The sequence below is a fragment of the Pseudomonas sp. IT-P100 genome, from assembly GCF_949767185.1.
Lineage (GTDB): Bacteria > Pseudomonadota > Gammaproteobacteria > Pseudomonadales > Pseudomonadaceae > Aquipseudomonas > Aquipseudomonas fluorescens_B.
Window position 1 is genome coordinate 94,017 of record NZ_CATKQK010000008.1, and the last position, 24,358, is coordinate 118,374.

17 protein-coding genes are annotated in these 24,358 nt (G+C 59.6%); 10 read left to right on the forward strand and 7 right to left on the reverse strand.

What is annotated here, in order from left to right; translation table 11 throughout:
- Positions 1-182: 182 nt before the first annotated feature.
- Positions 183-2,621 carry a Lon protease family protein gene (locus ACM6IQ_RS06680; RefSeq protein WP_017340867.1) on the reverse strand — a complete coding sequence of 813 codons (2,439 nt, stop codon included), beginning with the start codon at positions 2,619-2,621 and terminating at the stop codon, positions 183-185.
- Between the two features lie 276 nt (positions 2,622-2,897).
- Here ACM6IQ_RS06680 and ACM6IQ_RS06685 point away from each other — a divergent pair, with 276 nt between their 5' ends.
- From ACM6IQ_RS06685 to ACM6IQ_RS06700, 4 genes are all read left to right on the forward strand, one after another.
- On the forward strand, positions 2,898-3,386 hold the full coding sequence (locus ACM6IQ_RS06685) for a DUF3015 domain-containing protein (RefSeq protein ID WP_017340868.1): 489 nt from the start codon (positions 2,898-2,900) through the stop codon (positions 3,384-3,386).
- 95 nt (positions 3,387-3,481) lie between these two features.
- Positions 3,482-5,335, forward strand: coding sequence for a DUF4105 domain-containing protein (locus tag ACM6IQ_RS06690; protein ID WP_414878321.1), 1,854 nt, complete (start codon positions 3,482-3,484; stop codon positions 5,333-5,335).
- Between the two features lie 118 nt (positions 5,336-5,453).
- Positions 5,454-5,810 carry a hypothetical protein gene (locus ACM6IQ_RS06695; protein ID WP_017340870.1) on the forward strand — a complete coding sequence of 119 codons (357 nt, stop codon included), beginning with the start codon at positions 5,454-5,456 and terminating at the stop codon, positions 5,808-5,810.
- Positions 5,811-5,880: 70 nt separating this feature from the next.
- Positions 5,881-6,375 carry a GreA/GreB family elongation factor gene (locus ACM6IQ_RS06700; RefSeq protein ID WP_017340871.1) on the forward strand — a complete coding sequence of 165 codons (495 nt, stop codon included), beginning with the start codon at positions 5,881-5,883 and terminating at the stop codon, positions 6,373-6,375.
- On the opposite strand, the gene gdhA is transcribed toward ACM6IQ_RS06700, so the two are convergent.
- Together gdhA and ettA are read right to left on the reverse strand one after the other, a co-directional pair.
- Complete coding sequence (gene gdhA, locus ACM6IQ_RS06705; RefSeq protein ID WP_414878322.1) at positions 6,372-7,709, reverse strand: NADP-specific glutamate dehydrogenase; 1,338 nt, start codon at positions 7,707-7,709, stop codon at positions 6,372-6,374. The two genes, ACM6IQ_RS06700 and gdhA, sit on opposite strands and share 4 nt — an antisense overlap.
- Positions 7,710-8,000: 291 nt before the next feature.
- The gene (ettA, locus tag ACM6IQ_RS06710) at positions 8,001-9,665 is read right to left on the reverse strand and encodes an energy-dependent translational throttle protein EttA (protein WP_017340873.1); all 1,665 of its coding nucleotides are present in this window, start codon (positions 9,663-9,665) and stop codon (positions 8,001-8,003) included.
- A 285-nt stretch (positions 9,666-9,950) separates the two neighbouring features.
- Here ettA and ACM6IQ_RS06715 point away from each other — a divergent pair, with 285 nt between their 5' ends.
- The 5 genes from ACM6IQ_RS06715 (at position 9,951) to ACM6IQ_RS06735 (ending at position 18,347) form a co-directional block, all read left to right on the forward strand.
- Entirely contained in the window at positions 9,951-13,799 is a 3,849-nt protein-coding gene (locus ACM6IQ_RS06715; RefSeq protein ID WP_414878323.1) for an EAL domain-containing protein, read from the forward strand.
- A 235-nt stretch (positions 13,800-14,034) separates the two neighbouring features.
- Positions 14,035-15,288: a serine hydroxymethyltransferase gene (gene glyA, locus ACM6IQ_RS06720; RefSeq protein WP_414878324.1), complete on the forward strand. Its 1,254-nt coding sequence runs from the start codon at positions 14,035-14,037 to the stop codon at positions 15,286-15,288.
- A 273-nt stretch (positions 15,289-15,561) separates the two neighbouring features.
- Positions 15,562-16,875: a C4-dicarboxylate transporter DctA gene (locus tag ACM6IQ_RS06725; protein ID WP_414878325.1), complete on the forward strand. Its 1,314-nt coding sequence runs from the start codon at positions 15,562-15,564 to the stop codon at positions 16,873-16,875.
- A 53-nt stretch (positions 16,876-16,928) separates the two neighbouring features.
- Positions 16,929-17,633 carry a FadR/GntR family transcriptional regulator gene (locus tag ACM6IQ_RS06730; protein ID WP_414878326.1) on the forward strand — a complete coding sequence of 235 codons (705 nt, stop codon included), beginning with the start codon at positions 16,929-16,931 and terminating at the stop codon, positions 17,631-17,633.
- 24 nt (positions 17,634-17,657) lie between these two features.
- Positions 17,658-18,347, forward strand: a complete 690-nt coding sequence (locus ACM6IQ_RS06735) for a GntR family transcriptional regulator (protein WP_414878327.1) — start codon at positions 17,658-17,660, stop codon at positions 18,345-18,347.
- 53 nt (positions 18,348-18,400) lie between these two features.
- Here the strand turns inward: ACM6IQ_RS06735 and yjiA are convergent, their stop codons facing one another.
- The 3 genes from yjiA to ACM6IQ_RS06750 all read right to left on the reverse strand — a co-directional run bounded on the left by yjiA (position 18,401) and on the right by ACM6IQ_RS06750 (position 21,814).
- The gene (gene yjiA, locus ACM6IQ_RS06740; protein WP_017340880.1) at positions 18,401-19,372 is read right to left on the reverse strand and encodes a GTPase; all 972 of its coding nucleotides are present in this window, start codon (positions 19,370-19,372) and stop codon (positions 18,401-18,403) included.
- Positions 19,373-19,535: 163 nt separating this feature from the next.
- Positions 19,536-19,733: a YbdD/YjiX family protein gene (locus ACM6IQ_RS06745; protein ID WP_007895266.1), complete on the reverse strand. Its 198-nt coding sequence runs from the start codon at positions 19,731-19,733 to the stop codon at positions 19,536-19,538.
- 14 nt (positions 19,734-19,747) lie between these two features.
- Positions 19,748-21,814 carry a carbon starvation CstA family protein gene (locus ACM6IQ_RS06750; protein WP_414878328.1) on the reverse strand — a complete coding sequence of 689 codons (2,067 nt, stop codon included), beginning with the start codon at positions 21,812-21,814 and terminating at the stop codon, positions 19,748-19,750.
- 158 nt (positions 21,815-21,972) lie between these two features.
- Between ACM6IQ_RS06750 and ACM6IQ_RS06755 the strand changes: the two genes are divergently transcribed.
- Entirely contained in the window at positions 21,973-22,341 is a 369-nt protein-coding gene (locus ACM6IQ_RS06755) for a PilZ domain-containing protein (RefSeq protein WP_414878329.1), read from the forward strand.
- A 47-nt stretch (positions 22,342-22,388) separates the two neighbouring features.
- Here the strand turns inward: ACM6IQ_RS06755 and radA are convergent, their stop codons facing one another.
- Complete coding sequence (radA, locus tag ACM6IQ_RS06760; RefSeq protein ID WP_008040321.1) at positions 22,389-23,756, reverse strand: DNA repair protein RadA; 1,368 nt, start codon at positions 23,754-23,756, stop codon at positions 22,389-22,391.
- Positions 23,757-24,358: the final 602 nt, after the last annotated feature.

Below are 24,358 nucleotides of genomic sequence, written 5' to 3' on the forward strand. Positions count from 1 at the left end.
ACCAGAAGGCGCCGAATGGTCATTGTGTGAATATTGACGTCAGAGTGATGGCACTTTTTCAGGTCGACCCGAATACAAAGGTGGGAGCGAGCCTGCTCGCGATTGCGGACTGACACTCAACATCTTCGTTGAATGTGAAGCCCTCATCGCGAGCAGGCTCGCTCCCACAGTTTTGTTGCGCGTCAGGCCGGCTTGGCTTCGACCAAGGCTTCCTGCGCAGCTTCTTTCTCGGCCTCTTTCAGGTCTTCTTCGCTGATCATTTCCGCAATCACCCGCAAGCGTTCCACCACCCGCGCATTCACGCTCCCTTCAGGGAACTCGCCATTCTCATCCGGCGCACCGGCGGGCTCGCCGACCAACAGGCTCAATGCCTCATCGGCCTGACGCACCGCGTAGACATGGAACTGCCCCGCACGCACCGCCGCCAATACCTTCTCGTCGAGCATCAGCGTGGCGACGTTGGCGTGGGGAATGATCGCCCCCTGCTCGCCGGTCAGCCCACGAGCTTCGCAGAGACGGAAGAAGCCTTCGATCTTCTCGTTGACCCCGCCCACCGCCTGCACTTCACCGAACTGGTTGATCGAACCGGTGATGGCAAAGCACTGCTTGAGCGGCGTTTTCGACAAGGCCGAGATCAACGTGCACGCTTCACCCAGCGACGCACTGTCGCCATCGACGTAACCATAGGACTGCTCCAGCGCGATACTCGCGGAAATCGCCAGCGGGAATTCCTGGGCGTAACGGCTGCCCAGATACCCGGTGAGGATCATCACGCCTTTGGAGTGAATCGGCTGGCCGAGGTTGACTTCGCGTTCGATGTCGACAATGCCGCTGCCGCCCGGATAGACCGTGGCGGAAATCCGTGCCGGCACACCGAACGCCGAGTCACCGACCTCCAGCACCGTCAGCCCGTTGCACTTGCCGACTGCCGCGCCATCGGTGTCGATCAGGATGATCCCGGCCAGCATGTCATCGAGAATCCGCGCCGAAACACGCCCGGTGCGGGTGGCCTTGGCTTTAAGCGCACGCTCGATATGCCCGGCGTCGGTCATTTCGTCGCCCGCCAGATGACGAATGAAATCCGCCTCGCTGACCAGTTGGAACAGATCGCCGATCCGCGCCGACAAACGCCCCTGATGCTCGGCCAGACGCGCGCTGTACGTCGCCAGACGCGCCACCGCGTCGGCGGTCAGCGGCGCCATGCCTTCTTCGGAGGTGCGGGTTTTCAGTAGCTGGGCGAACTGTTCCAGGCTCTCGTCGACCATCGGGATGTCTTCATCGAAATCCACCAGGACGCGGAACATCTCCTGGAAGTCCGGATCGAGGTCTTGCAGCGTGTAGTACAGCTGTCGGGCACCGATGATGACGACTTTGACCTGCAACGGAATGTGCTGCGGTGTCAGGGTCACGGTGGCCAGGCGGCCCAACTCGCCCAGCGGCGATTCCATTTTCAGCTTGCGCGATTGCAGGGCGCGCTTGAGCGCATCCCACACAAACGGTTCGCTGAGCATTTTTTCCGCTTCGAGGATCAGGAAGCCGCCGTTGGCACGGTGCAGCGCGCCCGGGCGCAGTTGACGATACGTCGTGTAGAGCGCGCCCTGATCGGTGCTGTATTCGATGCGGCCAAACAGGTTTTCGTAAGTCGGGTGCGGTTCGAACACCACCGGCGCACCGCCGCTGGCCGAATGACCGACCATCAGGCTCGGCGCGTATTGCTCTTCCAGCATCTTGCGGGCAACGGCGTCGGCTTTGCTGTCGTCCACCAGTTGCTCGACCACGGTTTTCAGCAGATAGACCTGCATCGCCTGCAGGTAACCGCATACCGCCGCGTTCTCGGCGTATTTCTCCGACAGCGGCGACAACAACGGTTGCAAGGCCAGGGTGATGGTTTCTTCGTTGAGGTGGCGCAGTTGATTGCTCGACTCGCGCTTCCATTGCGGCAGGCTGGCGAGCTCTTCGTTCAGGCGCTCCTCCAGACCGGAAATGTCATCGTGAAAACGCTCGCGATCGGCTTCCGGCAACTGGGCGAATTCCGCTTCATCCAATGCCTTGCCTTCGCTCATCGGGGTAAACGCGATGTTGCTGGCATCGCGGTAAAGCGCGACTTCTTTCTCCAGCGCCAGGCGTTCGATGATGTCCAGCGCCTTGTCGTAGCGCTGGTTGAAAGCGCGGTCGATGGCGCTTTTCTTCTGCTGGTAGGACGGGTGTTCGAATACAGCCGGAAACGTCGCCAGCAGGTTGTCGATCAGCGCGTTGATATCACCGATGAACGCGCCAGCGGTGCCCGAGGGCAATTCCAGGGCGCGGGGTTCACGGGGCTCATCGAAGTTGTTGACGTAGACCCAGTCCGCCGGGGTCTGCAGGCGTTTGCCTTCGGCTTTCAGGTAGCGTTTGACGAACGAAAACCGGCCGGTGCCAGGCTCGCCCATGACGAAGACGTTGTAACCGGGGCGTGGCATGGCCACACCGAACTGCAAGGCTTCGACCGCACGTTCCTGGCCAAGCACACCGCGGAAAGGCTCCAGATCATTGGTGGTAGAGAAGCTGAACTGTTCAGCGGAAAACGGACGGGTCAGCGCTTCGGGCGCTAGACGCAAGCTGGCAGCAACAGGATCAGGCATCGGGCTTCCTTACATCAGGCGGGGCAGATAGCGGCATTCTGGCGCTGCCCGTACCCCACTGGCAAGGCGCGCCTTTAGCCAAAGCATAGCTAAACTGCTATCCCCAGGCGGACCGGGTCTAAATCAACGTTTTCAACGAATATTTCGCAAAATGTCACGGAACCCTTGGAACGTGCCTAAACTCCAAACTGCGCGGCTGGAACAATAACCGGCCCACTGGCGCCAGATCGGGCCAGACCCCTTGTCCATTGGTATGCACATAAAGAGAACAAAGCTATGAAACGGATTCTTCTCGGTACTCTCTTCACCGCTGTATCCCTCAATGCCATGGCTCAGGCGCCAGGCGGCCCGGATTGCGGTTGGGGCAACATGCTGTTCGAAGGTCAGCGTGGCACCCCGGCTCACTTCCTGGCATCCACCACCAACGGCACTTCCGGCAACGCAACCTTCGGTATGACCTCCGGTACCAACGGTTGCTCGACTAATGCGTCGCTGACCTATGGCGGCAAATCCTGGATTGCCATGAATGGCATGATGAACGAGCTGTCCGAAGACATGGCCAAGGGTCAGGGCGAAGCGCTGACCACTTACGCCGTGGTACTGGGCGTGGCGCCGGAAGACCGTGCGCACTTCGCCGCCGTCACTCATGAGCACTTCCAGCAGATCTTCAGCAAGGCTGACGTGACCGCTGACGACGTGCATACCAACACCCTGGCCGTTCTGAAGAGCGATCCACGTCTGGCCAAGTACGCCACTCAAGCTTAAGCTCGACCCGCCCGTTCCTTTCGGGGAGCGGGTTTTGTTTTTTGGACCTGCCCCTTTTTTTGGGTCTTTATTCTCGAATCTCTAAGTTGCCCACTATGCTCAAACGCCTTGCCTGGCTGGCGCTCTGTGTCTGCGCCCCGCTGTCCGCCGCGCCACACATCGACAATCAACGTTTGCAGCAACTGGCCAATGACCCCTTCTGGATTTCCCTCGGTCATTACGAAACCGCCAAACTGGGCGGCTGGCGCAGCTATGTCAGCGACAGGAAATTCTTCCTGGCGCCCGACGGCAACGAACATCCCGACCGTGAACTGGCCGCCACCGTGCAAGCGCTGTACGCCCCGGCCACTGCCGGTGAGCTGCACGCGCAATGCGTCTACCCGGCCCGTACTCGCTGGCTGAAAGCACAACTCAATCTGACCGACCTGCCGCCCCTGGACTGCGCCGAGTTCAAGCAATGGTTCAAGGATGTCTCACCCCATAGCGCGGTGATGATTTTCCCGGCGGCCTATCTGAACAGCCCGTCATCGATGTTCGGCCATACGTTGCTGCGGATCGATCAGGCGGGTGTGCAGAGCGACAAGACGTCGCTGCTCAGCTACGCGATCAATTTCGGCGCCTACATCGAAGGTTCGGACAACAGCATCCTCTACGCCTGGAAGGGCTTGATGGGCGGCTATCCGGGCCTGTTTGCGCTGGTGCCGTATCAGGAAAAACTCTCGGAATACCGCAGCCTCGAAAACCGCGACCTGTGGGAATACCGGCTGAACCTGACGCAGCAAGAAACCGAGCGCATGGTCGAGCATGTCTGGGAGCTCAAGCAGATCCAGTTCGATTATTTCTTCTTCGACGAAAACTGCTCCTATCGCCTGCTGGAATTACTGCAAGTGGCGCGTCCGAGTTTGCGCCTGACCGAACAATTCCCGCTGACCGCGATTCCAACCGACACCGTCAAAGCCGTCAAAGAAGCCGGTCTGGTGGAGTCGATTGAGTATCGTCCGTCCCGCGAGCGTGAGCTGCTGAGCCGCGCCGAACCGTTGAATCCTGAAGAGCAGCAGTGGGTGCTGAAAGTCAGCGCCGACCAGAAACAATTACAGGAGCCAGTATTCAAGGCGCAATCGCGCGAGCGTCAGGCGCTGATCATCGACGCGGCTTACCGGCTGGAACGCTACCGCGCCAACGGCCAGGAGCGCGACCCGCAACGGGCCCAACGAAGTTTCGAATTGCTGCGCGCGATCAACCAGAACCCGCCCCCCGAGCTGAACATTCCCCAACCCGGCCTGCCTGAAGACGGCCATGAATCGCGCACCTGGCAAGCCGGCATCGGCACCCGGGGCGACAAGGCGTTTGGTGAATATGGCCTGCGCATGGCCTATCACGACCTCAACGACAACTCGGAAAGCTTCCCCCTCGGCGCGCAGATTGAAATCCTGCAGATGAAACTGCGCCAGTACGAAGGCAATCAATGGCAGTTGCAGCAACTGGACCTGGCGACCATTCGCTCCCTGACACCGCGTAATGAGTTGTTGCAGCCGCTGTCGTGGCAAGTCACGGGCGGCCTTGAGCGCGTACCGGGCAAACATGACGATGAAACCCTGGTCAGCCACGTCAACGGCGGTGGCGGCGGCACCTGGCAGTTGAGCGAGGACATGCTCGGTTTCGCCTTGGGCACGGTGCGCGTCGAGCACAACAATGACTTTGCCGGTTTCATCGCTCCGGCGGCGGGTTTCAACAGCGGCGTGCTGTGGAAGAACCCGCTGGGCAACTTCAGCCTTGAGGCCAAGGGAGATTTCTTCACCAATGGCGAAGTGCGTCGTAGTGTGAGCCTGAACCAGCAGTGGGAATTGTCGCGCAACCTCGGTTTGCGCCTGAGTGCACAGCGTGAATTCAGCCACCTCGCCTCCCCTGAAAACGAAGTGATGCTTGAGGTGAAGTGGTATCACTACTGACTCAGAGGCACTTGCTCCCCTGTGATGTTGAATGGATTTTTCACAGAGCGACTACAAACGCCTCACGAATCCACTCCTAGACTTCACGTATAGGCCGGCGCACGGCCGGGAGTCCGAGATGTGGCGTTGTGTAGGTATGGTGGTTGTGTTGATGTCGATCGCGGGCTGCCAGACCACCCATGAAGATTTGATTGCCAAGGGCTATCCACCGGCCTTCGCCGACGGCTTCGACGACGGCTGCAGCAGTGGCCGACAAGCTGCCGGGGCGATCACCGGTGAATTTCGCAAGAACGTGCCGCGTTATCTCAAGGACAAGCAATACGCTGAAGGCTGGAGCGATGGTTTTCGCCAATGCCAGGCCATGCGCGAAAGCGAAGATCGCGAGGACTATCGCAGCCACCATTGGGACGAGCGTGAAAGAGCCTGGCAGCACCAGAAAGACCAGGACGCTGCCCGTGCGTTTCGCTCGCAATGAGTCGCTTCCAGACATCCGCCGAAACTAAAAGACAGTGACCATGGCCCAAACCCTATAACGGGAGAAAACCATGAGTCGCGCCTTCGTCAATGAAGATAACGCTGCTGCGCAAGCCGATCAGCCAGTCGAACGGCAGGTCAGCGCGCAGCCCAATTACGTCACCCCCGCCGGACTTGCCCAGTTGCAGGCGAAAGTCGCCGAGCTGCAACAGTTGCACAGCGACCAGTCCGCCATGGGCGAGCAGGCCGACAAGCAGCGCCAGGCTGACCTTGAGCGGGATTTGAGGTATTTCAATCAGCGCCTGCAAAGCGCTCAGGTGGTGACGCCCGCCACCTCAACGCAAAAGGTGCAGATCGGCAGCCGGGTAACGTTCGCCGACGAACACAGCGCCGAGCAAACCGTGCAACTGGTCGGCGAGGACCAGGCCGATGCGGCGGCGGGCCTGATCAACTGGGGTTCGCCGCTGGGCCGGGCATTGCTCGGGGCGCAGCTCGGCGACGAGGTGTTGTGGCAACGCCCGGCGGGCAATCAGATGATCGAAATCATCCGCATCGAACCGGCTTAAACCACGCCTTGGGCGAGCATGGCGTCGGCGACTTTGACGAAGCCGGCGATGTTCGCGCCTTTGACATAGTTGATGCGACCGTTCTCTTCGCCGTAGTGCACACAGGCGTGGTGGATCGACTGCATGATCCCGTGGAGCTTGCTGTCCACTTCACCCCCGGTCCACAACAGGCGCATCGCGTTCTGTGACATCTCCAGCCCGCTCACCGCCACCCCGCCGGCATTGGACGCCTTGCCCGGCGCGAACAGGATTCCCGCCTCGATGAACAGGTCCACGGCCTCAAGGGTGGTTGGCATGTTCGCGCCTTCTGCCACACAGAGGCAGCCGTTGCGAAGCAATGTGCGAGCAGCCTCGGCATTCAGCTCGTTTTGCGTCGCGCATGGCAGCGCGATGTCGCACGCCAGGTTCCAGGGGTGCTGACCGGCGCGAAACTCCAGGCCGAAGCGACTGGCCAACTCGCCGATCCGTCCACGCTTGACGTTTTTCAACTCCAGCAGCGCCAGCCATTGCTCTTCGGTCAAACCGCTTTCGCAGTGCAGCGTACCTTCGGAATCCGAGAGCGAAATCACCTTGCCGCCCAGGTCCATGACCTTGCGTGCCGCGTACTGTGCAACGTTGCCCGAACCCGAAATCGCAACGCGTTTGCCTTCGACGGTTTCACCGTTGCGTTTGAGCATTTCCTCAGCAAAGTACACGCAGCCGAAACCGGTCGCTTCTGGGCGAATCAGGCTGCCGCCATAGCTCGGGCCCTTGCCGGTCAATACGCTGGTGAACTGGTTGCTCAGGCGCTTGTACTGGCCGAACAGGAAACCGATCTCGCGGGCCCCCACGCCGATATCGCCGGCCGGCACGTCAACATCTGCACCGATGTGACGGTACAGTTCGCTCATGAATGCCTGGCAGAAGCGCATGACTTCAGCGTCGCTTTTGCCTTTCGGGTCGAAGTCCGAGCCACCCTTGCCGCCCCCCATGGGCAACGAGGTCAGGGAGTTCTTGAAGGTTTGTTCGAAGGCGAGAAATTTCAGTACGCCGAGGTTGACCGAAGGATGGAAACGCAAGCCGCCCTTGTACGGACCGATTGCACTGTTCATCTGCACCCGGAAACCGCGATTGACCTGCACCTTGCCCTGATCGTCGACCCAGGAAACCCGGAAGACAATGGCCCGCTCCGGTTCGCACATCCGCTCCAGGATCCCGGAGGTCAGATAATGCGGATTGGCTTCAAGAAACGGCCACAGGCTGCGCAGGACTTCTTCCACAGCCTGATGGAATTCAGGTTGATCCGGGTCGCGTTTTTTCAGTCGGACAAGGAAGGTTTCGACGGATTCGATCATGGAAAAGTCTCGGTAAAATTTATTATCGTTGGAGAAGATTGAGCCGGACTTTAGCAAACGGAATGCGCACCACGACAGCGCAAAATGTCGCAGTTATGAAATTAAATGGTGCGCTGGATATAAATAATGCGTGTTTAAGCCGTTCGTCGCACCTAAACAGGGATTCACAATTCAAGTATTGCACCGTCATGGAGATCGCTTTCACGAGCAAGGCGCGCCGCGGTCTTTCTGAGGCCCATAAAAAAACGGAGCCTTCGGGGCTCCGTTTTTTTTCATGCAACCAACCCGATATCAGGCCAGTTTTTTGTGCCGTACACGATGCGGCTGGGCAGCCGCTTCGCCGAGGCGTTTTTTCCGATCGGCTTCGTACTCGGTGTAGTTGCCTTCGAAGAACACCGCTTGCGAGTCGTCTTCGTACGCCAGGATATGCGTCGCCACACGGTCAAGGAACCACCGATCGTGAGAGATCACAATGGCGGCGCCCGGGAAGTCCAATAGGGCTTCTTCCAGGGAACGCAGGGTTTCAACGTCGAGGTCGTTGGACGGTTCGTCGAGCAGCAGGACGTTGCCACCCTCCTTCAGGGTCAGGGCCAAGTGCAAGCGACCGCGCTCACCACCGGACAGGTCCTTGACGAACTTCTGCTGATCGCCGCCCTTGAAGTTGAAGCGACCGACGTAGGTACGCGACGGAATCTCGTAGTTGCCGATGCGGATCTGGTCCGAACCGTCGGAGATCTGCTGGAACACGGTCTTGCTGCCGTCCAGGTCTTCGCGGCTCTGGTCGACGCACGCCAGTTGCACGGTTTCGCCGACTTCGATGCTGCCCGAATCCGGGGTTTCCTTGCCCATCAGCATGCGGAACAGGGTCGATTTACCGGCACCGTTACCGCCGATCACGCCCACGATGGCGCCCTTCGGCATCGAGAACGACAGGTTGTCGATCAACACGCGATCGCCGTAGCCCTTGGTGACGTTCTTGAACTCGATGACCTTGTCACCCAAGCGCGGACCGGCCGGGATGTAGATCTCGTTGGTTTCCGAACGCTTCTGGAATTCCTGCGATTGCATTTCTTCGAAGCGTTGCAGACGTGCCTTGGATTTGGACTGGCGGGCCTTGGCGCCTTTGCGCACCCACTCCAGTTCTTCCTTCATGGCTTTTTCGTGGGCCGACTGCTGCTTGGATTCGGCCGCCAGACGATCGGACTTGGCTTCGAGCCAACCGGAATAGTTGCCCTCGTAAGGAATGCCCGCGCCACGGTCGAGTTCCAGAATCCAGCCGGCAACGTTGTCCAGGAAGTAACGGTCGTGCGTGATCGCAACGACGGTGCCCGGGAAGTCGTGGAGGAAATGCTCCAGCCAGGCGACGGAGTCAGCGTCCAGGTGGTTGGTCGGTTCGTCGAGCAGCAGCATGTCGGGGGCGGACAGCAGCAGGCGGCACAGGGCTACACGACGCTTTTCACCACCGGAGAGGAATTCGACCTTGGCGTCCCAGGCCGGCAGGCGCAACGCATCGGCGGCGACTTCCAGTTGGCGATCCAGGTTATGACCGTCGCTGGCTTGCAGGATGGCTTCGAGCTTGGCCTGTTCGGCTGCCAGCTTGTCGAAGTCGGCATCTTCATCAGCGTAAGCCGCGTAGACCTCGTCCAGGCGCGCCTGGGCGTTCTTGATCACGCTGACCGCTTCCTCGACCACTTCACGCACGGTTTTGGTCGGGTCCAGGATCGGCTCTTGCGGCAGGTAACCGATGTTCAGCTCCGGCATCGGACGGGCTTCGCCCTCGAACTCGGTGTCGACGCCGGCCATGATTTTCAGCAGCGTGGATTTACCCGAACCGTTAAGGCCGAGCACGCCGATCTTGGCGCCAGGGAAGAAGGACAGCGAAATGTTTTTCAGGATTTCCCGCTTCGGCGGAACAACTTTGCCCAGCCGATGCATGGTGAAGACGTATTGAGCCATGGAGAACCTTGGGTCAGTGACAGATGAATGATTAGGGCGCAGGCGATGCCTGGCCAGGCCGTGCGCGTCGCTCGATTGAAAGCTATCAATATGTGCGCGCTGAAAAAGCCTGATTCTAGGAGCTGGAACGCTCCCGCGTAACCGGCAAAGCTACCTGAATGACGAGAGGCAGTCCAGCCGGGAGGGACTGGCACTTTGCCACAACTCAAGGCATGCTAGCCGCCCTCCGGGCGTCCGGCTTATAGTGCACGTCGCGCCAGTCCAGCCAAACCGCAGGATTACAGTTTGTCCAATGTCACTCCGCCCCTGATCCCCCGTGCACCGACTGTTGCGCCCGGCTCCCCCCTGCGCGGAACCTTGAAGGGTGCGCTGGCGACACTGGTGTTGCTGCTGCTCGCCCTGCTGTTCTGGCAACTGCTGGATCAGCTGCGCGAAACCCAGAAAAACCAGCGTCAGTACACCATCGACTACACCGCCGATCTGGCCGCGCAAGTCAGCCTGAACATGGCACTCAACGCGCAGATCGCCCTCAATCTGCTACCGATCGTCGAACAGCCACAAAGCGCCGACGAACAGCAGGAGTTGCTTCGCAAGCTGCAAAAATCCTTGCCCGACCTGATCAGTCTTGCGCTGTTGAGTCCCTCCGGCAAAATCCTCAGTGACAGCGCCACCGACAGCGAGGACGCCGACTACCTCGCCGACCTGGTTCGTCACAGCCGTCGCCAGGCCCACTATTTCAGCAACGCCGATAACGGTTCGACGGTGCACTTGCTGCTGCATCAGTCCAGCGGCAGCACGCGTGGCTACTGGGCCCTGCGCCTGAAGCCGAGCTTTTTCTCGTCACTGACCAAACAGAACGAAACCGGCATCCGCCCAATGTGGCTGGTGGAAAACCGCTTCAACCACCAAGTCATCAGTCGCGATGATTCGCGCCCCTCGGCCAAGCCGGGCGAACTGACCGAAGAGGATGTGGCCAACAGCGTGCTGACGGTTCCCCTGAGCAGCAGCGACTGGCAATTGCGCGGTTTGTTCGACCGCAAGCGCGTGATTGAGGAATTGTTACCGGCGTTCATCGGCAAATGCCTGTTGGGGCTGGCGCTCTCCCTGCTGCCGCTGATTGCCCTGCTGAACATGCGCCGCCGTCAGCGCCAGGTGACTGAAGGTCGTCGGCGCTACAAGGATATTTTCGAAGGTACCGGCGTGGCGCTGTGTGTACTTGACGTGTCGGGGCTCAAGCAGGCGTTCGACAAAGCCCGGTTGCACAGCAGCGAACAACTGCGTGGCTGGCTGGAATCTGCGGAGCAACGGCAGCAATTGCTGCAGGAACTGCGCATCACCGAGGTCAACCAGGTTGCCCTGCAACTGCTCAACGTCAACACCTGCGAACAAGCCTGGAAACTGCTGATCGACGGCAATCCGCTGGACGGCACTGCCATCGGCAATCAAGTGCTCGACGCGGTGCTCAACCAGCAGAAACAGCTCGAGCTGGAGATAAAACTCCCGGACGCCAACGGTCGCGACCAGCACTTGTGGCTGGTGCTGCGCCTGCCGGAAGACCAGGATGACTATAAAGCGGTGATCCTGAGCATCAACGACATCACCAGCCGCAAGCTCATTGAATTGTCGCTGCTCGAGCGTGAAGGGTTCTGGTCCGATGTGGTGCGCACGGTGCCGGATCATCTGTATGTGCAGGACGTGATCAGCCAGCGCATGATCTTCAGCAACCACCACCTGGGCCAGACACTCGGCTACAACCGCACCGAGCTGCACCAGATGGGCGAGTACTTCTGGGAAATCCTCCTGCACCCCGAAGATGCCGACCACTACCACCGTTCGCGCCAGACCCAGCGTCACGCCGGCTACACCCAATTGCTGCAATGCCAACTGCGCTTCCGTCATCGGGATGGCCAATGGCGGCGGTTCGACATTCGTGAGCAGGCGCTGGCGCGGGACAAACATGACCAGGTCACGCGGATCATCGGTGTGGCCAAGGACATCACTGAGCAGATCGAAGCCAGCGAGTCCCTGCGCGACAGCGAGCAGCGTTACCGGATGCTCGCCGAAAGCATCAGCGACGTGATCTTTTCCACCGACAGCAAGCTCTCGCTCAACTACGTCAGCCCGTCGGTGCAGGCCGTGCTGGGCTACGACACCGACTGGATCTTCCAGAACGGCTGGCAGACGACCATTGCCAACCCACAGCAATTGTCCGGCATCTACAGCCTGATGGACCGCGTCAGCAAGGCGCTGGACAAGCCCGACCAACTGGCGTTGCTGCGCAGTCAGGTGCAAACCCAGCTGTTCCTGTTCGATTGCCTGCGGGCCGACGGGCGCAAGATTCCTATCGAGCTGCGCCTGGTGCTGGTCTGGGATGAACACGGCGCCTTCGAAGGCGTGCTCGGTGTCGGTCGCGACATCAGCCAGCAACGCCGCGCCGAGAAAGACCTGCGCATGGCGGCCACGGTATTCGAACACTCGACCTCGGCGATTCTGATCACCGACCCGGCGGGCTACATCGTCCAGGCCAACGAAGCGTTCAGTCGCGTGAGCGGCTATGCGGTGGAGCAGGTGCTCGACCAGTTGCCGAACATGCTGACCGTCGACGAGCAGCAGGAAGCGCATCTGCGCTATGTGCTCAAGCAACTGAACCAGCACAGCACCTGGGAAGGCGAAGTCTGGCTCAAGCGACGCAATGGCGAGCATTACCCGGCGTGGGTCGGCATCACGGCGGTGCTCGACGACGAAGGCGATCTGGCCAGCTACGTGTGCTTCTTCAGCGACATCAGTGAGCGCAAGGCCAGTGAACAACGGATTCACCGCCTCGCCTATTACGACGCCCTGACCCACCTGCCCAACCGCACGCTGTTCCAGGATCGCCTGCACACCGCCTTGCAATCGGCGGAACGGCAGAAGTCCTGGGTGGTGCTGATGTTCCTCGACCTGGACCGTTTCAAGCCGATCAACGACTCCCTGGGCCACGCTGCCGGCGATCGCATGCTCAAGGAAATGGCCACGCGCCTGCTCGGTTGCGTCGATGACGACGACACCGTAGCGCGCATGGGCGGCGACGAGTTCACCCTGCTGCTGCAACCGCGCATCAATCGGGAAATCGCCCTGAACCGGGCGATACACGTGGCGGAGCAGATCCTCGCCAGCCTGGTGAAACCGTTCGTGCTCGAAGGCCGCGAGTTTTTCGTCACCGCCAGTATCGGCATCGCCCTGAGTCCGCAGGACGGTAACGAACTCAGTCAGTTGATGAAGAACGCCGACACCGCGATGTACCACGCCAAGGAACGCGGCAAAAACAACTTCCAGTTCTATCAGGCCGACATGAACGCCAGCGCCCTCGAGCGCCTGGAGCTGGAAAGCGACTTGCGCCATGCCCTGGAGCAAAACGAATTCGTTCTGTATTACCAGCCGCAGTTCAGCGGCGACGGCAAACGCCTGACCGGCGCCGAAGCCTTGCTGCGCTGGCGTCATCCACGCCGTGGCCTGGTGCCGCCGGGGGACTTCATTCCAGTGCTCGAAGAGCTCGGCCTGGTGGTGGACGTTGGCGACTGGGTGATCAGCGAGGCGTGCCGTCAGCTCAAGTCCTGGCATCAGGCCAAGGTGCGGGTGCCGAAGGTCTCGGTGAACATCTCCGCCCGGCAGTTCTCCGACGGCCAGCTCGGCACGCGGATCGCCACCATTCTCAAGGAAACCGGCCTGCCGCCGGCGTGCCTGGAACTGGAACTGACCGAAAGTATCCTGATGCGCGAAGTCAGCGAGGCGATGCAGATTCTCGCCGGGCTGAAAAACCTCGGGCTGAGCATCGCGGTCGACGACTTCGGCACCGGTTATTCATCGCTCAACTACCTCAAGCAGTTCCCGATCGACGTGCTGAAAATCGACCGCACCTTTGTCGACGGATTGCCCTCAGGTGAACAGGATGCGCAGATTGCCCGGGCGATCATCGCCATGGCCCACAGCCTCAATCTTGCGGTGATCGCCGAAGGCGTGGAAACCCATGAGCAACTGGACTTCCTGCGTGAGCATGGTTGCGATGAGGTTCAGGGGTATCTGTTCGGGCGTCCGATGCCGGCGGGCCGGTTTGAAGCGCAGTTCAGCAATGATGCGTTGTTCATGTTCGACTGAAGCGCAATTATTGTGGCGAGGGAGCTTGCTCCCGCTTGAGTGCGCAGCGCTCACAAGATTTTTGGGGCCGCTTCGCAGCCCAACGGGAGCAAGCTCCCTCGCCACAGGCTGGCATGATCACCGCTGATCCCGTCATGAAGCCCACTTGTCTGCGACATGATCTCCTTTCATATGCCATCTAAAACCCATTGGGTTAGAATGCCCCCCTTTTCTGCCCCGATCCTTGAGGACCGCCATGTTCAGCCGTGATTTGACTATTGCCAAGTACGACGCCGATCTCTTTGCCGCCATGGAGCAAGAAGCTCAGCGCCAGGAAGAGCACATTGAGCTGATCGCTTCGGAAAACTACACCAGCCCTGCGGTGATGGAAGCTCAAGGCTCGGTACTGACCAACAAGTACGCCGAAGGTTACCCGGGCAAGCGCTACTACGGTGGTTGCGAGTTCGTCGACATCGTCGAGCAACTGGCCATCGACCGCGCCAAGGAGCTGTTCGGCGCCGAATACGCCAACGTTCAGCCACACGCCGGTTCGCAAGCCAACAGCGCCGTTTACCTGGCCCTGCTGCAAGCAGGCGACACCATCCTGGGCATGAGCCTGGCCCATGGTGGTCACCTGACCCACGGTGCCAGCGTTTCCTCGTCCGGCAAGCTGTACAACGCCGTTCAGTACGGCATCGACGCCAATGGTCTGATCGACTACGACGAAGTCGAGCGTCTGGCCGTTGAGCACAAGCCGAAAATGATCGTGGCCGGTTTCTCTGCGTACTCGCAGATCCTGGACTTCCCGCGCTTCCGTGAAATCGCTGACAAGGTTGGCGCTTACCTGTTCGTCGACATGGCCCACGTGGCCGGTCTGGTCGCCGCTGGCGTCTACCCGAACCCGGTTCCTTTCGCTGACGTCGTGACCACCACCACCCACAAGACCCTGCGCGGTCCACGTGGCGGTCTGATCCTGGCGCGCGCCAACGCCGACATCGAGAAGAAGCTGAACTCCGCGGTATTCCCGGGCGCCCAGGGTGGCCCGCTGGAGCACGTGATCGCCGCTAAAGCGATCTGCTTCAAGGAAGCCCTGCAACCTGAGTTCAAGGCTTACCAGCAACAAGTGGTGAAAAACGCCCAGGCCATGGCCAGCGTATTCATCGAGCGCGGTTTCGACGTGGTCTCCGGCGGTACTGAAAACCACCTGTTCCTGCTGTCGCTGATCAAGCAGGAAATCTCCGGTAAAGACGCCGACGCCGCTCTGGGCAAAGCGTTCATCACCGTGAACAAGAACTCCGTGCCAAACGATCCACGCTCCCCGTTCGTTACTTCCGGCCTGCGCTTCGGCACTCCGGCTGTGACCACTCGTGGCTTCAAGGAAGCTGAGTGCAAAGAGCTGGCCGGCTGGATCTGCGACATCCTGGCTGACCTGAACAACGAAGCGGTGATCGACGCCGTTCGTGAGAAGGTCAAGGCCATCTGCAAGAAGCTGCCGGTGTACGGCGCTTAATCAGCCGCTAAACCGCAGCAATGAAAAAACCGGCCAGCGATGGCCGGTTTTTTTTGACTGAAATTCCTGACGGCTAATCTGACGGCAGCTCCTACGGAACCAGCACCACTGGTCAGACCGGTAATGCCAATTTGTCTGCTTACCCTTGTAATCCTGAAAAAATCCAGCGTAGACTGCGCCTGCACTGGACATACCGGTAAGACCACAATAATTAAGTCCTGAATCTGATGCGCCCCGCGCACGGCAGCCAGGACACCGACCAGGATTCCTCCCATGCTCAGATGGTGCTCGCGTTCAATCTTCCTCCAAGTGGTTCTCGGACTGGTGCTCGGCATCGTCTGCGGGCTGACCCTTCCCGAATATTCCGCCCAGCTCAAACCGCTCGGTGACGGCTTTATCAAGCTGATCAAGATGCTCATTGGTCTGATCGTGTTCTGCGTGGTGGTCAGCGGCATCAGCGGTGCCGGCGACCTGAAGAAGGTCGGGCGCATCGGCCTGAAATCGGTGATCTACTTCGAAGTGCTGACCACCATTGCCCTGGTGATTGGCCTGGTGTTCGCGTTCACCACCGGCATCGGCAGCGGCGCGAACATTCATCTGGAGCAGTTGTCCGCCGCCGACATGGGCGACATCGCCCAGCGCGGTCAGCATATGCAAACCACCTCGCAGTTCCTGATGAACCTGATCCCGAGCTCGGTCATCGGCGCCTTCGCGGAGAACAACATTCTGCAAGTGCTGCTGTTTTCGGTGCTGTTCGGCAGCGCGCTGAACCTGGTGGGCGAAGCGGCATCGGGTATTTCCCGGTTGATCAACGAGCTCAGCCACGTGATTTTCCGCATCATGGGCATGATCGTGCGCCTGGCGCCGATCGGCGTGTTCGGCGCGATCGCTTTCACCACCAGCAAATATGGCCTGGATTCGCTGCAACACCTGGGCAGCCTGGTCGGTCTGTTTTACCTGACCTGCGTGGCGTTTGTGACACTGATTCTCGGCCTGGTGATGCGCCTTTCGGGCCTGAAGATGTGGCCTTTGCTCAAATACCTGCGTGAAGAATTGCTGATCGTCATGGGCACCGCGTCGTCCGACGCCGTGCTGCCTCAAATCATGCGCAAGCTTGAGCATCTGGGCATCGGCAGCTCGACGGTGGGCCTGGTGATTCCAACCGGGTACTCGTTCAACCTGGACGGTTTTTCGATCTACCTGACCCTGGCCATCGTCTTCATCGCCAATGCCACCGGTACGCCGCTGGCCATGACCGATCTGCTGACGATTCTGCTGGTGTCATTGATCACGTCCAAAGGCGCCCACGGGATTCCCGGCTCGGCGCTGGTGATTCTGGCGGCGACGCTGACCGCGATTCCGGCGATTCCGGTGGTCGGCCTGGTGCTGGTGCTGGCGGTGGACTGGTTCATGGGCATCGGCCGCGCGCTGACCAACCTGATCGGCAACTGCGTTGCCACCGTGGCCATCGCACGCTGGGAAAAAGACATCGATATCCAACGGGCAAATAAAGTGCTTTCGGGTCAGGTCGGTTATACCTTCCAGCCGAAAAAACCGGTTGCCCCGGCGCATCAGCAGGAATTTTAAACAACATGTGCCTGCCTGCGGGCGGGCACATTCATCGCGACTTGGAGCGAACAGTGATTACCTCGTCAACCGTCGTCAATTCAGTGGTAGAAAAACTTCGGGCCGCCCTGGCCCGTGGTCAGTGGCGCTCCGGCGAAATGTTGCCGGGCCAGCGTGAACTGGCCGAGCAACTGGGCATCAGCCGCCCTAGCCTGCGCGAAGCGGTGATCGTGCTGGAGACCCTCGGCCTGGTGCGTTCGATGCCCGGCAAAGGCGTGGTGGTGCTGGACGCCAATCTGAGTGACAGCCAAAGCCACGACAGCGCGGTGGCCGGTGCAAGCCTCGAAGATGTGCTGCAACTGCGCTACACCCTTGAGCCGTTTATCGTCGGCCTGGTGGCGCAATCCATCAGCAGCAAGGAAGTCGGGCAACTGCGCCTGACGTTGATGGACATGCGCGAAGCCCTGGAGGCCAACGACAGCGAGGCGGGCGTAAACGCCTACATCGCCTTCCACGAAGAGCTGTTCACCCTGACCTCGAACCCGATCTTCCAGAGCGTGGTGCAGCAGACGAGCAATGCCCTCAAGCAAAGCGCACAGGTGTTGCGCAACTCCCCCGAGCATCTGGCTGAGCGTCTGGAAGAGAACGAAGCCGTGGTGCGCGCGATTCGCAGCAAGAACAGCGCCCAGGCCAGTGCCGAAATGCGCCGCCATATCCTTCGCGAAGGAAAGCGGATGGGCATCGAATTGAATATTCCGGACGACAACCTCGGCAGTTGAAACCTATAAAACCGGAGACAGGCCATGAACAGCTTCGCTTCACCACACACTCTTGTCGCCCTGCCCTTTTCTCCGCCGGCGGATGATCTCTACTCGCGAGTCTTCGACGCCATTCTCGAGCAACGCCTCCATGCTGCCAGCCGCTTTACTGAAGAGAGCCTGGCGCAAATGTTCGGTGTTCGCCGCAGTGAGATTCGCGGGGTGTTGACGCAACTGTCCCATCAGCAAGTCATCGTCCTTCGGGCCAACCATCGCCCCCGCGTCGCCATGCTCGATAGCGAGCTGATTCGGCAGACACTGCATGCCCGGCGGTTGACTGAGACCATGGTGGTGCGGCTGGCGTGCCAGCAGCCCCGTTCACAGGACTTGAAATGTCTACGAGCCCTGATCGATAGCGAGCGTCACTGTGCAGCGCGTGGGTCGGCGATCCGGTTGTCGGGGGAGTTTCATCTGAAGTTGGCGGAAATGGCGGGGAATGCACCATTGGCGCATTTTCTGGGCAGCCTTGTGCCGCTGTCTTCGCTGGCGATTGCGCAGGTTGAGGTGCGGGTGGAGGGTTATTGCGATTGGCAGGTGCATGCAGGGATTCTGGATGCAGTAGAGCGTAGCGAGGCAGTCAAGGCGGTCATGCTGCTCAGCAGGCATCTGGATTATCTGGAGGAAACATTGCTGAGCACGGGACCGGGCCTGAGCCAGAATCGTGTTGCGGGTTAGATCGCCATCGCGGGCAAGCCCGCGATAGCGTCATCACTGACGCTACACATATTTCAGCCCGCGGCCACCCGCGCAAAGCCCTCTCGAATTTTCTCTTCCGGCAGATCATCGGCGATAAACACGATCACGCTTTCACGCGCCTCGCCGTCCGCCCATTCCGTATCCCAATCGAATCCGTACAACTTCAGCACACCCTGAAACACCATCCGCCGCGGCTCACCGAGAATGCTCAACACACCTTTGTAGCGCAGCAGTTGCTTGCCATGATCTTCCAGCAGTTCGTTCATGAACTCGCTGAGCTTGTCGATATCCAGCGGCTTGTCAGTGCGCAGCACCAAGCTGGAAATGCGGTCGATGGAAGGCGCCTTGCTGACCGGGCGCAAACTCACGCCGCCACCCAGGTCGGCATTGAGATTGAAACCACGCACGTCGAGCAATTCGGCCAGGTCGATCTTGCCGTGGTCGACCACGCGGATAGGCGCGCGACGGTTGATGCGGGTCAGGCGTTCGCTTAATGCGGTGAACGTTGGCTCGTCCACCAGATCGCGCTTGCTCACCAGCAAGCGGTCGGCAAAACCGATTTGTGCCTGGGCGATGGTTTGGGTCAGATGAGTATCGGCATGCGCCGCGTCGACCAGGGTGATGATGCCATCGAGGATGTAACGCTCGCGCAATTCTTCGTCGATGAAAAAGGTTTGCGCCACAGGGGCCGGATCCGCCAGGCCGGTGCACTCGATAACCAGGCGGTCGAAGGCGATTTCACCGCTGTCCAGGCGTTCGAGCAACAGGTAAAGCGCCTTGGTCAGGTCAGTGTGAATCGTGCAGCAGACGCAGCCGTTGGACAGCGTCATCACTTGCACCGGCTCATCACCCAACAGTTGGGTGTCGATGCCGGCGTCGCTGAATTCGTTTTCGATCACGGCAATTTTCAGGCCGTGCTCGGTTTTGAGCAGGTGGCGCAGCAGCGTGGTCTTGCCGGCGCCGAGGAAGCCGCTGAGGATTGTTACCGGGATGGGAGAGGACAAACTGGATCTCCTGTCTCACAAAGTTAAAGTATCAACACAAAATAAATGTGGGAGCTTGCCTGCCAGCGATGGCGGACTGTCAATCAACAAGGATGTTGAATGTTCAGCCGCCATCGCTGGCAGGTTAGCTCCCACAGGGGTTGCTGCTAATCCGGCAACCGGGTCAACAGCACTTGGGCCCACCCTTGCCACCGTAACGGGCTTCCTGACGTTCCCGGAAGAACATTTCGTAGCTCATCACCGGTTTGTCCGGGTGTTTGGTCTGCATGTGCTCGACGTAGTTGTCGTAGTCGGGCATGCCGACCATCAGGCGCGCGGCCTGACCGAGGTATTTACCGAGGCGACTCAGGTCATTGAACATCGTGCATTCCTCGATTACGCATCAGGCAGCGCCTGGAACGGTGCTTCTTTATCCGTACGCTCCTTGGTACCCCAGGCGGAGATACCGACCTTGAGCGCATAGAACAGGATACTGAAGACCACAAACAGGAACAGTGCCGTCAGCGTTGCGTTGGTGTAGGCATTGAAGATCACGTGTTGCATCTGAGTGATGTCCTTGGCCGGGGCGAGGATCTGACCGTTGGCCAGCGCATCGCTGTATTTCTTCGCCAGCGACAGGAAGCCGATCGCCGGGTTGGCGTCGAACAGCTTGATGAAGCCGGCCGTGGTGGTGCAGATCAGCAGCCATACTGCCGGCAGCATGGTGACCCAGACGTAGCGTTGACGTTTCATTTTGATCAGCACGACGGTGCCGAGCATCAGCGCGATACCGGCCAGCATCTGGTTGGATATACCAAACAGCGGCCACAAGGTGTTGATGCCGCCCAGCGGATCGATCACGCCCTGGTACAGCAACCAGCCCCACATCGCCACGCAACCGGCGGTGGCGATCAGGTTGGCCGCCCAGGATTCGGTGCGTTTCAGCGCCGGTACGAAGGAGCCAAGCAAGTCCTGGAGCATGAAGCGTCCGGCACGGGTACCGGCGTCTACCGCGGTCAGGATGAACAGCGCTTCGAACAGGATCGCGAAGTGGTACCAGAACGCCATGGTGTTTTCACCCGGCAGGACACTGTGCAGGATCTGCGCGATACCGACCGCCAGGGTCGGCGCACCGCCCGCGCGGGCCAGAATGGTAGTTTCACCGATGTCCTTGGCCACTGCTTGCAGCGCTTCCGGGGTAATTGCAAAACCCCAACTGCTGACGGTTTGAGCCACAGCCACCACATCACCACCGACGACTGCCGCTGGACTGTTCATGGCGAAGTAGACGCCCGGCTCGATCACCGACGCGGCGACCATCGCCATGATGGCGACGAAGGATTCCATCAGCATGGCGCCGTAACCGATGTAACGGGAGTTGACTTCGTTATCCAGCAGTTTCGGCGTGGTGCCGGACGAGATCAGTGCGTGGAAACCCGAGACCGCGCCACAGGCGATGGTGATGAACAGGAACGGGAACAGACCGCCCTTCCACACCGGACCAGTGCCATCGACGAACTGGGTCAATGCCGGCATTTTCAGCTCTGGCATGGTGATCAGGATGCCGATCGCCAGGGCCACGATGGTGCCGATTTTCAGGAACGTCGACAGGTAGTCACGTGGCGCCAGGATCAGCCAGACCGGTAACGAGGCGGCCACGAAACCGTAACCGACCAGCATCCACGTAATCTGGACGCCATTGAAGGTGAACGCCTTGGCCCAGACCGGATCGGCGGCAATCTGCCCGCCCAGCCAGATCGACCCCAGCAGCAGCAATACGCCGACCACGGAGATTTCACCGATACGACCCGGACGGATGTAGCGCATGTAAATGCCCATGAACATCGCGATCGGGATGGTCGCCATCACCGTGAAAATGCCCCACGGACTTTCGGCCAGGGCTTTGACCACGATCAGCGCCAGCACCGCGAGGATGATGATCATGATCAGGAAGCAGCCAAACAGCGCGATGGTGCCGGGGATGCGGCCCATTTCCTCACGGACCATATCGCCCAGGGAGCGACCGTTGCGGCGAGTGGACATGAACAGGACCATGAAGTCCTGAACCGCACCGGCCAGCACCACGCCGGCGATCAGCCACAGCGTGCCGGGCAAGTAGCCCATCTGCGCCGCCAATACCGGACCGACCAGCGGCCCCGCCCCAGCGATGGCCGCGAAATGGTGACCGAAGAGGATGTGTTTGTTGGTCGGTACGTAGTCCAGACCGTCGTTGTTGAGCACGGCGGGGGTGGCCCGTCGCGAATCGAGTTGCATCACATTGTTAGCGATGAACAGACTGTAGTAACGGTACGCAACCAGATAAATGGCCACGGCAGCGACCACAATCCACAAGGCATTGATTGCCTCGCCGCGACGCAATGCCACTACACCAAGGGCGCACGCGCCTACGATTGCCAGCAGCAGCCAGGGTAGGTGGCGTAGCAGGCTATTATTATTTTTCATTTTTTTATTCCAGCCAGGGTGGACAAGAAAGACAGCCACCCCGAGTTTAGCTCGGCTGACGGCAAAGGCCATACCCCGACGTTGGTCTGGACGCCCTCTGGGCTGGCAGGCTTTGACAATGCGGGTCTATAGTCAGCGAACATTCAGAGGATTGCGCCATGAGTGAACACCCTGCCGATCGCCGCCGCTTCAAACGTATTGAGTTCGACGCCCGAACAGAGCTGTGCCAAGGGGACTTCATCTGGCCAGTGAAGTTGATTGACCTGTCACTCAAGGGGTTGCTGATCGAAAAACCCGAGCCGTGGCTGGGCGATCGGGCAAAGGCTTTTTCCGTCGACATTCATCTGAATAAAGACGTCGAGATCAAGATGGATGTGCAGCTAACTCACGACGATCACGGCCAGCTGGGTTTCGTCTGCCGACACATCAGCCTGGATTCCATCGAGTGCCTGCGGCGGTTGATCGAACTCAATCTGGGGGATCAGAAGGCGATGGAGCGGGAATTGGGTGCGCTTATAGAGGTGTGAACATGCCATTGCAGGAGCCCGCTTGCTGGCTCCTGCAATGATGGAGGTTATTCGAACAATGCGTCGAGAGCCTGTTCCAGACGCGTCACGGCAATAATCTGCAACCCCGGCGGCGCCTCTTTCGGCGCGTTGCCCTTGGGCACAATGGCCCGTTTGAAGCCGTGCTTGGCGGCTTCCTTCAAACGCTCCTGACCGCTGGGCACCGGGCGCACTTCGCCAGACAAACCGACTTCACCGAACACCAGCAGATCATGGGGCAGTGGCCGGTTGCGCAAACTGGACATGACCGCCGCCATCAGCGCCAGGTCCGAAGCGGTTTCCAACACCTTCACGCCACCCACCACGTTGAGGAACACGTCCTGATCGTGGGTCGGAATGCCGCCATGACGGTGCAGTACTGCCAGCAACATCGCCAGCCGGTTCTGATCCAGTCCCAGCGTGACGCGGCGCGGGTTGGCCAAATGGCTGTCATCCACCAGCGCCTGGACTTCCACCAGCATCGGTCGGGTCCCTTCCCACGTCGCCATGACCACACTGCCCGGTACTTCTTCTTGAGCACGGGTCAGAAAAATCGCCGACGGATTGGACACTTCCTTCAAGCCCTTGTCGGTCATGCCGAACACGCCCAGTTCGTTGACTGCACCGAAACGGTTTTTCACCGCCCGCAACAAGCGCAAGCGACCGTCGGATTCACCCTCGAAATACAGCACGGTATCGACCATGTGCTCCAGCACGCGCGGACCGGCCAGCGCACCTTCTTTCGTCACGTGGCCAACCAGAAAAATCGCCGTGCCGCTCTGCTTGGCGTAGCGCACCAGCAATGCCGCGCTCTCCCGAACCTGGGACACGCCGCCCGGTGCCGATTGCAGTTGCTCGGTGAAGATCGTCTGAATCGAGTCGATCACCATGACCTTGGGCTTTTCGACCCGGGCAGTGGCGATGATGGTTTCGATGCAGGTTTCGGTCATGACGCGCAGTTGATCCTGCGGCAATCCAAGACGCCGGGCGCGCATGGCCACCTGTTGCTGGGACTCTTCGCCGGTGACATACAGCGCCGGCATGCTTTTGGCGAGGTTGCACAAGGTTTGCAAAAGAATGGTTGATTTGCCGATGCCGGGGTCACCGCCGATCAGCACCACCGAACCGTCCACCAGACCGCCACCCAAGACCCGGTCCAGTTCACTGGACGCGGTGGAAAAGCGCGGTATTTCCTCGACGCTGACTTCGGCCAGGGTCTTGATCTGCGCCTGTTGGCCGGTCCAGCCGGTGCGACCGCTGGGGGCCGCAGCCCCGCCGCTCTCGACCATGGTTTCGGTCAAGGTGTTCCAGGCCCCGCACTCGCCGCACTGGCCGGCCCACTTGGGGAAGGTTGAGCCGCACTCGGTGCAGCCGTACATGCGTTTGGCCTTGGCCATCTGAACTCCCGGCAAAAAACGCGATGATAGCTCAGCTGGACTGATTCGGCGCGAGGCAGTTGCCCAATGAAACTTGGGCCGAAACTTTTACGATTGCCGGGACTGTCGAGTGACGGCACACAAATCTGTACAACTTTGCGTATCGACACTCCCATTAAAATCCGGACGGCCCTTTCAACAACATTGAAAAGCTGTACAAACCATTTAAATCTCGCTTGGAAAACGTACAACATATTCTTCAATATTATTGTCTTGGCAAGACACACCAACTTACTGGCAATTTAACAGCATGTACAACTTGCCCTGAACCGACGGCTTATACACTCCAACTAACAATGTAAAACTTCAGGGCTCCTATTACTCAATACAACAAGTCGACATCCATTCAACCGCTTCCCTTTCAAACTTTGAAACGATCCGACTATTAGCAGGCCGAACAGGCTGACACCGATAAAGCACGTCCCCGCAATGAAACGGTCACCACGGACAGATCGCAAGGATGATGGCATTTTGTAAACTTTTTTTCGACGACCCGGTCGATAGCAGGCAAGCTCTGTAAGCAGTTGTTTCGGGCGAGAAGCCTTTGGCTGATTTACACTGCA

Bases quoted from the DNA above. Each gene is read 5' to 3' on its own strand.
- ACM6IQ_RS06680 (WP_017340867.1), bottom strand. From the start codon at position 2,621: ATGCCTGATCCTGTTGCTGCCAGCTTGCGTCTAGCGCCCGAAGCGCTG.
- ACM6IQ_RS06685 (WP_017340868.1), top strand. From the start codon at position 2,898: ATGAAACGGATTCTTCTCGGTACTCTCTTCACCGCTGTATCCCTCAAT.
- ACM6IQ_RS06690 (WP_414878321.1), top strand. From the start codon at position 3,482: ATGCTCAAACGCCTTGCCTGGCTGGCGCTCTGTGTCTGCGCCCCGCTG.
- ACM6IQ_RS06695 (WP_017340870.1), top strand. From the start codon at position 5,454: ATGTGGCGTTGTGTAGGTATGGTGGTTGTGTTGATGTCGATCGCGGGC.
- ACM6IQ_RS06700 (WP_017340871.1), top strand. From the start codon at position 5,881: ATGAGTCGCGCCTTCGTCAATGAAGATAACGCTGCTGCGCAAGCCGAT.
- gdhA (WP_414878322.1), bottom strand. From the start codon at position 7,709: ATGATCGAATCCGTCGAAACCTTCCTTGTCCGACTGAAAAAACGCGAC.
- ettA (WP_017340873.1), bottom strand. From the start codon at position 9,665: ATGGCTCAATACGTCTTCACCATGCATCGGCTGGGCAAAGTTGTTCCG.
- glyA (WP_414878324.1), top strand. From the start codon at position 14,035: ATGTTCAGCCGTGATTTGACTATTGCCAAGTACGACGCCGATCTCTTT.
- ACM6IQ_RS06725 (WP_414878325.1), top strand. From the start codon at position 15,562: ATGCTCAGATGGTGCTCGCGTTCAATCTTCCTCCAAGTGGTTCTCGGA.
- ACM6IQ_RS06735 (WP_414878327.1), top strand. From the start codon at position 17,658: ATGAACAGCTTCGCTTCACCACACACTCTTGTCGCCCTGCCCTTTTCT.
- ACM6IQ_RS06745 (WP_007895266.1), bottom strand. From the start codon at position 19,733: ATGTTCAATGACCTGAGTCGCCTCGGTAAATACCTCGGTCAGGCCGCG.
- ACM6IQ_RS06750 (WP_414878328.1), bottom strand. From the start codon at position 21,814: ATGAAAAATAATAATAGCCTGCTACGCCACCTACCCTGGCTGCTGCTG.
- ACM6IQ_RS06755 (WP_414878329.1), top strand. From the start codon at position 21,973: ATGAGTGAACACCCTGCCGATCGCCGCCGCTTCAAACGTATTGAGTTC.
- radA (WP_008040321.1), bottom strand. From the start codon at position 23,756: ATGGCCAAGGCCAAACGCATGTACGGCTGCACCGAGTGCGGCTCAACC.